This window comes from Mycobacterium sp. 155 (genome assembly GCF_000373905.1).
Lineage (GTDB): Bacteria > Actinomycetota > Actinomycetes > Mycobacteriales > Mycobacteriaceae > Mycobacterium.
In genome coordinates this window covers 2,013,063-2,024,776 of sequence record NZ_KB892705.1, presented here as the reverse complement: position 1 = coordinate 2,024,776, position 11,714 = coordinate 2,013,063, and the positions used below count along the sequence as shown (strand labels likewise).

11 protein-coding genes are annotated in these 11,714 nt (G+C 68.1%); 7 read left to right on the top strand and 4 right to left on the bottom strand.

The window, feature by feature from the left end:
• The first annotated feature begins 50 nt into the window (after nt 1-50).
• From B133_RS0109540 to B133_RS0109525, 4 genes are all read left to right on the top strand, one after another.
• Entirely contained in the window at nt 51-1,439 is a 1,389-nt protein-coding gene (locus tag B133_RS0109540) for a cobyrinate a,c-diamide synthase (RefSeq protein ID WP_018600712.1), read from the top strand.
• 20 nt (nt 1,440-1,459) lie between these two features.
• The gene (gene cobA, locus B133_RS0109535) at nt 1,460-2,668 is read left to right on the top strand and encodes a uroporphyrinogen-III C-methyltransferase (RefSeq protein WP_018600711.1); all 1,209 of its coding nucleotides are present in this window, start codon (nt 1,460-1,462) and stop codon (nt 2,666-2,668) included.
• Nucleotides 2,669-2,770: 102 nt separating this feature from the next.
• Entirely contained in the window at nt 2,771-4,291 is a 1,521-nt protein-coding gene (locus tag B133_RS0109530; RefSeq protein WP_051088105.1) for an MFS transporter, read from the top strand.
• 113 nt (nt 4,292-4,404) lie between these two features.
• Nucleotides 4,405-5,166, top strand: coding sequence for a dienelactone hydrolase family protein (locus B133_RS0109525; protein ID WP_018600709.1), 762 nt, complete (start codon nt 4,405-4,407; stop codon nt 5,164-5,166).
• A gap of 12 nt (nt 5,167-5,178) precedes the next feature.
• Here B133_RS0109525 and B133_RS0109520 read toward each other — a convergent pair whose 3' ends face one another.
• Entirely contained in the window at nt 5,179-5,697 is a 519-nt protein-coding gene (locus B133_RS0109520) for a MarR family winged helix-turn-helix transcriptional regulator (RefSeq protein ID WP_232423279.1), read from the bottom strand.
• A complete protein-coding gene (locus tag B133_RS0109515; protein ID WP_018600707.1) occupies nt 5,694-6,869 on the bottom strand; it encodes an FAD-binding domain in 1,176 nt (391 codons plus the stop codon). The genes B133_RS0109520 and B133_RS0109515 overlap by 4 nt, the downstream gene beginning before the upstream one ends.
• A 234-nt stretch (nt 6,870-7,103) precedes the next feature.
• Here B133_RS0109515 and B133_RS0109510 point away from each other — a divergent pair, with 234 nt between their 5' ends.
• A complete protein-coding gene (locus B133_RS0109510) occupies nt 7,104-8,861 on the top strand; it encodes a proline--tRNA ligase (protein ID WP_026256201.1) in 1,758 nt (585 codons plus the stop codon).
• 79 nt (nt 8,862-8,940) lie between these two features.
• Here the strand turns inward: B133_RS0109510 and B133_RS0109505 are convergent, their stop codons facing one another.
• Nucleotides 8,941-9,423: a ferritin-like domain-containing protein gene (locus tag B133_RS0109505; RefSeq protein WP_018600705.1), complete on the bottom strand. Its 483-nt coding sequence runs from the start codon at nt 9,421-9,423 to the stop codon at nt 8,941-8,943.
• Complete coding sequence (locus tag B133_RS0109500; RefSeq protein WP_018600704.1) at nt 9,420-9,944, bottom strand: hypothetical protein; 525 nt, start codon at nt 9,942-9,944, stop codon at nt 9,420-9,422. Before B133_RS0109500 ends, B133_RS0109505 begins: the two co-directional genes overlap by 4 nt.
• Nucleotides 9,945-10,132: 188 nt before the next feature.
• Between B133_RS0109500 and rimP the strand changes: the two genes are divergently transcribed.
• Both rimP and nusA read left to right on the top strand, forming a co-directional pair.
• Nucleotides 10,133-10,681 (top strand): ribosome maturation factor RimP, encoded by a 549-nt coding sequence (rimP, locus tag B133_RS0109495; protein ID WP_018600703.1) that lies wholly within the window; start codon nt 10,133-10,135, stop codon nt 10,679-10,681.
• Nucleotides 10,678-11,709 (top strand): transcription termination factor NusA, encoded by a 1,032-nt coding sequence (gene nusA, locus B133_RS0109490; RefSeq protein ID WP_018600702.1) that lies wholly within the window; start codon nt 10,678-10,680, stop codon nt 11,707-11,709. Before rimP ends, nusA begins: the two co-directional genes overlap by 4 nt.
• Nucleotides 11,710-11,714: the final 5 nt, after the last annotated feature.

The window sequence follows — 11,714 nt, the reverse complement described above, 5'->3', positions numbered from 1 at the left end:
GGTGTGAGACGGCGTGTCGGGCAACAGACGCGCACGCTCGCGGTGCTGGGGTGAGCGCCAGCACCAGCACCAGCACCACGACGCCGGGAGTGGTTATCGCCGCACCGGCCTCAGGCAGCGGGAAGACAACGGTGGCAACAGGTCTGATCGGCGCGCTGGGCCGTGCCGGCGACACGGTGGCGCCGTTCAAGGTCGGCCCGGATTTCATCGACCCGGGCTACCACGCCCTGGCCGCCGGTCGGCCGGGACGCAACCTCGATCCGGTGCTGGTCGGTGCCGAGCTGATCGGTCCGCTGTACCGGCACGGCAGTTACTGTGCTGACATCGCCGTCGTCGAAGGGGTGATGGGACTCTTCGACGGGCGTATCGATGATCGGATGCACGGCACGCCCCGGGGCTCCACCGCACAGGTTGCCGGTCTGCTGGGCGCTCCCGTGGTGCTGGTGGTCGATGCGCGTGGGCAGAGTCACAGCGTGGCCGCACTGCTGCACGGCTTCGCGACCTTCGACCCCGATGTGCACATTGCCGGGGTGATCCTCAACCGGGTCGGCTCGGCCCGGCACGAGCAGGTGCTGCGACAGGCCTGTGAGCAAGCCGGGGTGCCGGTGTTCGGTGTGATTCCGCGCAACGACGAACTATCGGTTCCGTCAAGGCATCTAGGTCTCGTCACGGCCGTCGAGCACGGCCGTCGGGCGATCGCGGCGGTGGCCGCGATGACCGCGCTGGTGGCCAGTCATGTTGACCTCGCAGCGGTGCGTTCCGTCGCCGCGGCGCACGTGGCTGCCGAGCCGTGGTCCCCGGTCGTTGCCCGGCCGGTGGCCGAGATCACGGTCGCGCTCGCGGCGGGCAAGGCCTTCAGCTTCGGATACGCCGAGCACGGTGAGCTCCTGCGTGCGGCCGGTGCGGTCGTCGTCGAGTTCGATCCGCTGACCGACCCGTTGCCGCCCGGCACCGATGCGCTGATACTGCCGGGCGGCTTCCCCGAGCAGTTCACCGCCGAGTTATCCGCCAACGACGTTGTGCGCGAGCAGATCCGCGATCTCGCTGGCTGTGGCGCGCCGGTACATGCCGAATGTGCCGGTCTGACCTATCTGCTCGACGATCTCGATGGGACGCCGATGTGTGGGGTGCTGCCCGGCTCGGCGCGGTTCACCGAACGGCTGACCCTCGGATACCGCGACGCCGTCGCGGTTGTAGATTCCTCGCTGCACGCCGCGGGCTATCGCGTCACCGGACACGAATTCCATCGCACCGCAGCTACTTTCACTGACACTCGGGCTCCGGCCTGGACGTTCACCGACGCACAGCGGCGGCCAGTCACCGACGGAGCGGTCCGGGGCGGGGTGCACGCGGGCTACCTGCACACCCACCCTGCCGCTCACCCGGAGGCCATCACCCGGTTCGTGGCGGCGGCGGCAGGCTCTAAGCTCGGCGGGTGATGCAGACGCGAGGAGCCAAAATGACAGAGAACGCCTATCTCGTCGGCCTGCGTTTGTCCGGTAAGAAGGTGGTTGTCGTCGGCGCCGGAACCGTTGCCCAGCGCCGACTGCCACTGCTGATCGCCAACGGCGCCGACGTGCACGTCGTCGCCCGCGCCGCCACTCCCGCGGTGGAAGCGCTGGCTCAGGATGAGCCTGGGATCACCCTCGCGCTGCGGGATTTCCGGCCCGGCGATTTGGACGGGGCCTGGTATGTGATTGCGGCCACCGACGATGGCGATGTCAATGCGGCTGTCGCCGACGAGGCCCAGCGACGCCGCATCTTCTGCGTGCGCGCCGACATCGCCCGCGAGGGTTCGGCCGTCACCCCGGCGACCTTCGACTACGACGGACTGTCGGTGGGTGTGCTCGCCGGTGGAGAGCACCGCCGTTCCGCGGCCATCCGGTCAGCCATCCACGAGGCGCTGCAACGCGGTCTCATCACCGCGGAGATGACGGGGGAGGCGCCCAACGGGGTAGCTCTTGTGGGCGGTGGCCCCGGGGACCCCGAACTCATCACCGTGCGGGGGCGGCGGCTGCTGGCCCGCGCCGACGTCGTCGTCGCCGACCGACTGGCGCCGCAGGATCTGCTCGCCGAGCTCGGGCCGCACGTTGAGGTGATCGACGCCGCCAAGATCCCCTACGGACGGGCAATGGCACAGGACGCGATCAATCAAGTGCTCATCGACCGGGCCAGGGCAGGCAAGTTCGTGGTGCGACTCAAAGGCGGCGACCCGTTCGTGTTCGCGCGAGGCTATGAGGAGGTGCTGGCCTGCACCGAAGCCGGGATTCCGGTCACCGTCGTGCCGGGTGTGACCAGTGCCATAGCAGTTCCTGCGTTGACCGGCGTTCCGGTCACCCATCGCGGTCTCACCCACGAATTTGTGGTGGTCAGCGGCCACGTTGCGCCTGGGCACCCAGAATCGTTAGTGAATTGGAATGCACTGGCTCAGATGAGCGGCACCATCGTGCTGCTGATGGCCGTCGAACGCATCGAGTTGTTCGCCAAGGCCCTGCTCGATGGTGGCCGACCTGCGGATACGCCGGTTCTGGTCGTGCAGCACGGCAGTACGGTGGCTCAGCGGACGTTGCGGGCCACACTTGGGGACGCGCCGGAGAAGATCCGCGAAGAGGGCATCCGGCCTCCCGCGATCATCGTCATAGGGGCTGTGGCCGGGTTCGCGGGCTAAAGGATTCTTAAGATTACTGTAAGGTAATTCTCTATGACGGCTCTCAATGACGCAGAGCGCGCAGCAATGGACCGCGACGCCGGGGAGGACCGGGTTTTGCCGATGTACCAGGCGGCAGACAGCGACGGCGGCCAGCGCGAAGGGGCCGCTTCGCGGCTCCCGGCCTGGATCCCGTCCTGGGGTTTCCTGTCGGCGGTCATCGCCATTGCGGGCATGCAGTTGCTTGCCACCATGGATAGCACCGTCGCGATCGTTGCGTTGCCGAAGATCCAGGACGAGCTGAGCCTGTCCGACGCCGGACGCAGCTGGGTCATCACGGCCTACGTGCTCACGTTCGGCGGTCTGATGCTGCTGGGTGGCCGGCTCGGCGACACCATCGGCCGTAAACGCACCTTCATCGTGGGTGTTGCGCTGTTCACCATTGCCTCGATCCTGTGTGGCAGCGCGTGGAACGAAGCCACGATGGTGACCGCCCGGCTGCTGCAGGGTATCGGCGCCGCCATCGCCTCGCCCACCGGTCTGGCCCTGGTCGCCACCACGTTCCCCAAGGGGCCGGCCCGAAACCTGGCCACCGCGGTGTTCGGGGCGATGACCGCCATCGGGTCGGTGATGGGTCTGGTGGTCGGCGGAGCTCTCACCGAGGTGTCCTGGCGCTGGGCCTTCATTGTCAACGTGCCCATCGGGCTGGTGATGCTCTACCTGGCCCGCACCGCGCTGCGGGAGACGCACCGCGAGCGGATGAAGCTGGACGCAGCAGGTGCGCTCCTGGCCACGCTGGCCTGCACGGCCGCGGTGTTCGCCTTCACGCAGGGCCCCGAGCGCGGCTGGCTGTCGCCCGTCACGCTCGGTTCGGGTGCGGCCGCCGCGGTCTTCGGTCTCGCCTTCCTCATTGCCGAACGCACCGCGGAGAACCCCGTCGTCCCGTTCGATCTGTTCCACGAGCGCAACCGGCTCGCCACCTTCGCGGCGATCTTCCTGGCCGGCGGTGTGCTGTTCACCCTGACCGTGCTGATCGGCCTGTACGTGCAGGACATCCTCGGCTACACCGCGCTGCACGCGGGCATCGGCTTCATTCCGTTCGTGATCGGGATGGGCATCGGGCTCGGAGTCTCCTCGCAGGCCGTGCGGTTCTTCTCGCCGCGGGTGTTGGTCATCGCCGGCGGAATCCTGGTGTTGGGCGCGATGCTGTACGGCTCGACGCTGCACGCGGGCATCCCCTACTTCCCGAACCTGGTGGTTCCCATCACGGTCGGCGGCATCGGCATCGGCATGATCGTGGTGCCGCTGACCCTCGCGGCGATCGCCGGTGTGGGCTTCGACCGGATCGGCCCCGCCTCGGCGATCGCGCTGATGCTGCAGAGCCTCGGTGGCCCGCTGGTGCTGTCGGTGATTCAGGCCGTCATCACGTCGCGCACGCTGTACCTGGGCGGCACCACCGGCCCGGTGAAGAACATGAACCCTGCGCAGCTCGCCGCGCTGGACGCCGGCTACACCTACGGCCTGCTGTGGGTGGCCGCGGTGGCGGTCCTGGTCGGCGGCGCTGCACTGTTCATCGGCTACACCGCCGAGCAGGTGGCACATGCGCAGGACGTCAAGGAAGCGCTGGACGCCGGGGAGCTGTAGCCGCGTCGACGACGCACCCGCCGCAGGTGGGTGAGGAGGGCCGAGGCAGCCAACTTCGGCCGAGAGCGAATCACGGCGACGGGACTGCGGACCGCCCGATAGCGTCCGAGGCGATGAGTGCAACCCAGGAAGTCACCTACGCCGTGGACGGCCTGACCATGGTTGCCCACCTGGCACGGCCGCACGGCGAGGGGCCATGGCCGGCCGTGCTCATCGGACACGACGGGATCGGCCTCGACGACTATCAGCGGCGTCGTGCCGACGATCTGGCTACGCACGGCTATCTGGCCTTGGCGATGGACTATCACGGCGGCCAGCTGTTCAGCGGCCGACCCGACGCGATGCTGGCCCGGGTCCTGCCGCTGATCGCCGATCCCCAGCGGATGGCCGCGATCGGCCGCGCCGCGCTCGATGTCCTGCTGGCGGTGCCCGGTGTCGACCCGGACCGGCTCGCCGCACTCGGCTACGGCGCCGGCGCCCGGATCGTCCTCGAACTCGTCGGGGCGGGGGTGCCGTTCCACGCCGTCGCGGCCGTCCATCCCAGCCTGCCGGACATCACTGCGGCCGACTGGGCCGACGTGACCGGCGTCTTCCTGCTCTGCACCGGCTCCGAAGACCCGCTTTGCACCCCCGATCGGGTGCTGGCGTTCAGCCGAGTGCTCCAGGACGTCGGGGTCGACTGGCGGGTGAATATCTACGGCGGAGCCCAGCACGCCTTCTGGGCGCAACCGACAAACCCGGACGGGTCACCCACCGGGGGGACCACTCACACCATGGCCACCGTGCCGGGCGTCGCCTATCACCCGACGCACGCGGCGCGCGCCTGGCAGGCGGTGCTGGACCTGTTCGACGAGACCTTCCGTAACCGGGTCTGAGATGGCGCCGACTCAGCGCGAGCCCGCCGACGATGCGGTAGTTGCGGTCAGTGCGCGGTGGGCCCGGGTGAATGCCGCGGTACCACGCACCAGGGCGGTCCGATCCTGCTCGGTCATGTGGGCCACCACCTCGGCGAAGACCTCGATACGCAGCCGAGTCAGTTCGTCGAGCACCGCGCGCCCCGCGTCGGTGAGTTCCAGCTGCGTCGCTCGTCGGTTGGTCGGTGAGACGCCGCGGGTGATCAACCCGGCGTCGGCCAGGCGGTCGCTGAGCCGGCTGGCCGTCGAGGGCAGTAGGTGCAGGTCGGTGGCCAGCTGGGCGACCATGCTGGGTCCGCGACAATCCAGCGCCTGCAGTGCGCGCAACGACGTCAGCCCGATGTGCTTGCCGCTGCGATCCAGCACCGAGACGTTGGCGGCGAACAGTCCCCGGGTGGCCTGCTCGAGTTCGGTGAGGTAGTGCCCGGAGACGGCGGTGGGCGCCGGGGCGCGTCGGTGGGTTTCGTTCATCGGTTCTCGGGAATCGCTCACATGCCGTAGTCGGGTAGGTCGAAATCATCGCGGAAACTGCGCGCGGAGACCAGCTTGGCCAGCGCTCTGATGCTCAGTGCGCGCACACCGGCGTTGCGCAGGCCCAGTCCCAGCCGTGACTGTGCGGCAAAGAACGAGATGAATTTCGTCGCGCCTCTCTGCTTTCCCTCGACGAACCGCCGCAGGCGTTGTTCGTAAGCGGGCAGCGCTAGCCGGTAGTCGCCGTCGGCCCGGTGCAGCTCCCCGGCCAGCACATACGCTTCGAGCATCGCCAGGCCGGTGCCCTCGCCGGCCATCAGCGACACCGCAGCGGCGGCGTCACCGAGCAGCGCGACCCGGCCGCTGGACCAGCTGTCCTGCCGGATTTGGCTGACGCTGTCGAAGTAGAGGTCGTCGGTGTCGTCGAGCCGTTCCAGGATCCGTCGGCATTCCCACCCGCCGTCGGCGAATCGGTCGCGCAGCGCCGCTTTCGCCACCTCGACGGGTTCGGGGGTCTCCGGTGCCGGTGTCCGGTAGACGAATAGGAACAGCGTTCGGTCATCGCGCAGGGCGAAGCGTCCGACCTGCGCGCCGACGGTGTTGTACAGGACGTAGCTCAGTTCGTCGCGCGGCCGATATCCCGTGGCGGTGAACGCGGCCACCATGCAACCCAGGTAGTACTCGGGACTGCGCTGCCCGAACGCGATCCGGCGTACCCCGGAGTGCAGGCCGTCGGCACCGAGCACCAGGTCGAATTCGCGTGCCGGGTGCTGGTCGAAGCTCACCGTCACGCCATCGGCCCGATCGTCGATGGCGGTGATGGAATCACCGAAGATGGTTTCGACGTCGTCGGCGATGGTGGCGAAGATGATCGCGGACAGATCAGACCGCGCGATGGTGGTGTAGCGGTCGGCGACCGCCTCGACGAATGCGCCCACGTCGATGCTGGCCAGCAGCGACCCGTCGGGTCGAACTCCGCGCACCGTCCGGGCCTGATAGCCGGCCGCGCGGACTGCGGATTCGATGCCCATCAGCTGCGCGACGCGATAGCCGATGCCCCAGAAATCGACGACGTAGCCGCCGGTTCGCAGATGCGGGGAATGGTCGATCAGTGTTGGAACGTGTCCCGTCCGGCGCAACCAGTGCGCGACGGCGGGTCCGGCGATACCTGCTCCGCTGATGGCGATTCGCATGGCGCCACACCTTCAATCACATGTGAAAAGCGCATAATATGCAGTTCAAAAATCATGCACTATGCACATAATCTACCGCCAAGTGACGCTGCGTGCCGGGGGTTGTAGCGCTCGGTTCGGCGCCGGCGTCGTCGGCTGGCCCGGTCCGCACCCCGGCACCGGCCCACAGCACGGTGGTTCGGCTGCTCGGGACGACGCTCGGCGTGGGTTGGGCCTTCAGTAAGCTAGCCCGCTGTGATCACCCGTATGTCAGAGCTGTTCCTGCGCACGCTTCGCGACGACCCCGCCGACGCCGAGGTGCCCAGCCACAAGCTGCTGATCCGGGCCGGATATGTCCGTCCGGTCGGCCCAGGCATCTATAGCTGGCTGCCACTGGGGCTCCGGGTTCTGCGCCGGATCGAGAAGATCGTCCGCGACGAGATGAACGCGATCGGCGGCCAGGAGATCCTCCTGCCCGCCCTGCTGCCACGAGGTCCGTACGACACCACCAACCGGTGGACCGAGTACGGCGACAACCTTTTCCGGTTGCAGGACCGTCGAGGCAACGATTATCTGCTCGGCCCCACGCACGAAGAGATCTTCACGCTGACGGTCAAGGGAGAGTACTCCTCCTACAAGGACTTCCCGGTCCTGCTGTACCAAATCCAGACCAAGTACCGCGACGAGGCGCGTCCGCGTGCAGGCATTCTGCGGGGCCGCGAGTTCGTCATGAAGGACTCGTACTCGTTCGACATCGACGACGACGGCCTCAAGAACGCATACCACGCGCACCGCGCGGCCTACCAGAAGATCTTCGAACGCGCGGGTGTGCACTACGTGATTGTGTCGGCAGTCTCGGGAGCTATGGGCGGCAGTGCCTCGGAGGAGTTCCTAGCCGAAAGCGAGGTCGGTGAGGACACCTTCGTGCGGTGCGTGGAATCCGGCTACGCCGCCAACGTCGAAGCGGTCGTGACCCGGGCGCCGGCGCCACTGCCGATCGAGGGGCAACCAGCGGCCGTGGTGCATGAAACTCCGAACACCCCGACCATCGCGACACTGGTGGACTGGGCCAATTCGGCCGGCCTGGAACAGTTCTCGGACCGAGCGGTCACCGCAGCCGACACCCTCAAGAACATCCTGCTCAAGACCCGCGAGCCGGGCGGCGACTGGGAGTTGCTCGCGGTCGGCGTGCCCGGTGACCGTGAGGTCGACGAGAAGCGGCTGGGTGCCGCACTCGAGCCAGCCGAGTTCGCCCTGCTCGACGATGCCGACTTCGCCAAGAACCCTTTCTTGGTCAAGGGATACGTGGGGCCGAAAGCGTTGCTGGCGAACGGGGTTCGCTATCTCGTCGACCCCAGGATCGTGGACGGCACGGCGTGGATCACCGGCGCCGACGCCCCCAACAAGCACGTCGTCGGTCTGGTCATGGGCCGTGACTTCACCGCCGACGGCACCATCGAGGCCGCCGAGGTCCGGGACGGCGACCCGTCACCAGACGGTGCAGGTGTGTTGACCTCGGCGCGCGGCATCGAGATCGGTCACATCTTCCAGCTCGGCCGCAAGTACACCGATGCATTCACCGCTGATGTACTGGGTGAGGACGGCAAGCCGGTCCGGTTGACCATGGGCTCCTATGGCGTCGGGGTATCGCGGATGGTCGCGGTGATCGCCGAACAACAGCACGACGAGCTCGGGCTGCGCTGGCCGGTATCAGTAGCGCCGTTCGACGTGCACGTGGTGGTGGCCAACAAGGACGAGGCGGCGCGCACGGGCGCCACCGAGCTGGTCGCCGGCCTGGACCGGCTCGGCCACGAGGTGCTCTTCGACGACCGCAAGGCGTCGCCCGGCGTGAAGTTCAAGGACGCCGAGCTGCTCGGCATGCCGTGGATCGTCGTGGTCGGCCGCGGCTGGGCCGACGGAACCGTCGAACTCCGCAACCGGTTGACCGGCGAGAACCGTGAGATCGCGGTGGACGACGCCGTCACGGAGATCTCGGCGGCGCTGGCCAGTTAGGGCGAACAGACACGGCGGTACCCGTACAGCGGCGTGTCGGGGACCTGCGTGACTGTTCGCCGGGCTAGGAGGCGCCGGGTCAGCTGGACTCGGCGCCGCCCGGGAAAGCGACGGTGACCGGCCAGGTGCCCAGCTGCGCACGCCATTTCGCCGCGGTGACCGCCGCTTGGGTCAATGCGGTCACCGCAAAGGCCCGGTCCTCGTCACTGGTGGCCTGCTCGAGCACCGCGCGCCAGGCCACTGCGGCGTCCTGCTCCATGCGCACGGCGAGGTTCGCCGCGTCGGTGGGGTTGGCCACCGGCATCGGAAGCTGATATCCGGCCGCGGGCAGCGGCGGGGACACCGATCGGGCGGTGAGCATGGTGATCGCGGCTTCGCGACGGTCTCGGTGTTCGGCCATGGCGGCAGCTACCAGCGCGTTGTCGTCGGGTGTCGAATGCGCCGAAACTATGCCGTAGCCGTAGATGATGCTGTGCTCGGCGGCTATGGCGTCGAACAGGGCCCGGTCGGCGGCATCGGCCGGGCGCGCGGGTTCCGAAGGTAGCGGTTCGGTGGTCGTCATTGCGCACCGCCGAGTGCGACGGTGTAGGCGGCCGTGCACGACGCCGCGATGGAACCGATGAGACCGGCGCGGTAGCCGGAGAGTCGGGAGGCCAGTTGCGCCGCATCCTGCGCGGACTGTTTGAGAGCGCTGATCACGTCGGCCACGGTCGGTGCGGATGCGGGGCTGCCCGCCGCCGTCGATGTGGCCGGCGAGGTCGACGGTTGCGCGGTCGGCGCCTTGGTGCCGGCCATCCGGACCAACTCGTCGGTGAGCGCCTGGGCATGCGCCGAACGTTCGGCGGCCACCACCGTCAACGCTCGCACCTGCGCCGACTGCGACGGCTGAGCGCCGGCCGCGTCGGAGGCCAGCTTGCTGTCCGCGCGGGCCCGGTCCAGCTGCGCCGCCAGGTCGGCGAGATCCGGCGGTGGTGGGGGTTGCCCGCAGCCTGCGGCGGCGGTGCCCAGCAGGGCCAGAGCGGCGGCCGAGAGCAAAGCCCGCCGCCGGCTGATTTTCGGTAGGGCACTCGGCACGTGCAACATCCTGCCATTGCTCGGCACGGCCGCAGCACGCTGGCAAGGCGCGGGTGGCACCGGCGACATTCCGGATGCCCGACTTGGTCTGCCGGTTGCTGCCTTGCCCCTGGCGTATCGTGGAAAGTCGATTCCAGGGGCCTGCCAGGACTTGGCTTGGGAATCGTGTCCGAACAACTCAAGATGAGGAGCTCGCCGTGGCACCGGATCCGAAGTTGCGGTCTGCGGATTTGCCGTCGCAGAAGCAGGTGATCGAGCTGCTGGACGGCGAGTTTGCGCGCGCCGGATACGAAATCGACCAGGTCGTCGTCGACGCTGCCACGCGTCCGCCCCGGATCACTGTGGTCGCCGACGGGGACACCGGTCTTGATCTCGAATCACTCGCGGCGCTCTCCAGGACGGCTTCGGAGTTGCTCGATCAGCTCGCGCGGACTGGCGACACGCCGTATGTGCTGGAGGTCACGTCGCCCGGGGTGGACCGCCCGCTGACCGAGGAGAAGCACTTCCGTCGGGCCCGCGGCCGCAAGGCGGAGTTGACGTTGGCCGACGATTCGCAGCTGACCGGCAGGGTGGGGCGCACCGACTCCGAGGCGGTCGAGATCGTGGTCAGGGACGGGCGCGATTTCGCCGTGCGTCGGATCAATCCGGCCGACATTGTCAAAGCTGTTGTCCAAGTGGAGTTCTCGCCACCAAGCCAACGCGAGTTGGAGTTGGTCGGAGAGACCGGGAAGGGGGCTGGGGCATGAACATCGACATGACGGCGCTGCATGCCATCGAAGCCGACAAAGGCATCACGGTCGACGTGGTCGTGGATACCATCAAATCAGCCCTGTTAACCGCGTACCGGCATACCGAGGGGCATGAGCCCGACGCCTATATCGACATCGACCGGAAAACCGGCGCGGTCAAGGTCATGGCCCGCCAGACCGATGCGGACGGCAACGTCCTCCATGAGTGGGATGACACACCAGAGGGTTTCGGCCGGATCGCGGCAACAACCGCCCGTCAGGTGATCCTGCAGCGGCTGCGCGACGCGGAGAACGAGAAGACTTACGGCGAGTTCGCGGCGCATGAGGGCGACATCGTGGCGGGCGTCATCCAGCGTGACGCGCGGGCCAATGCCCGTGGGCTGGTGGTCGTGCGCATAGGCACCGAGACCAAGGGGTCCGAAGGGGTCATCCCTGCGGCCGAGCAGGTGCCGGGGGAGCGTTACGAACACGGCGACCGGCTCCGCTGCTACGTCGTCGGGGTCACCCGTGGCGCCCGCGAACCGCTGATCACGTTGTCACGCACTCACCCGAACCTGGTTCGGAAGCTGTTCTCGTTGGAGGTGCCCGAGATCGCCGATGGATCGGTCGAGATCGTGGCTGTGGCCCGCGAGGCCGGTCACCGGTCCAAGATCGCCGTCGCCTCGCGGGTGCCCGGGCTCAACGCCAAGGGTGCGTGCATCGGGCCGATGGGCCAGCGGGTCCGTAACGTGATGAGCGAGTTGTCCGGCGAGAAGATCGACATCATCGACTTCGACGAAGACCCCGCCCGATTCGTCGCCCACGCGCTGTCGCCGGCGAAGGTCGTGTCGGTGTCGGTGATCGACGAGGCGGCACGCGCGGCGCGGGTGGTGGTGCCGGACTTCCAGCTGTCGTTGGCCATCGGCAAGGAAGGCCAGAATGCCAGGTTGGCGGCCCGATTGACGGGATGGCGGATCGACATTCGTAGCGATGCTGCCGCACAACCGGACTCCGACACGGCCTCGCGTGTGGTGCCGGAACGCTAACGCCG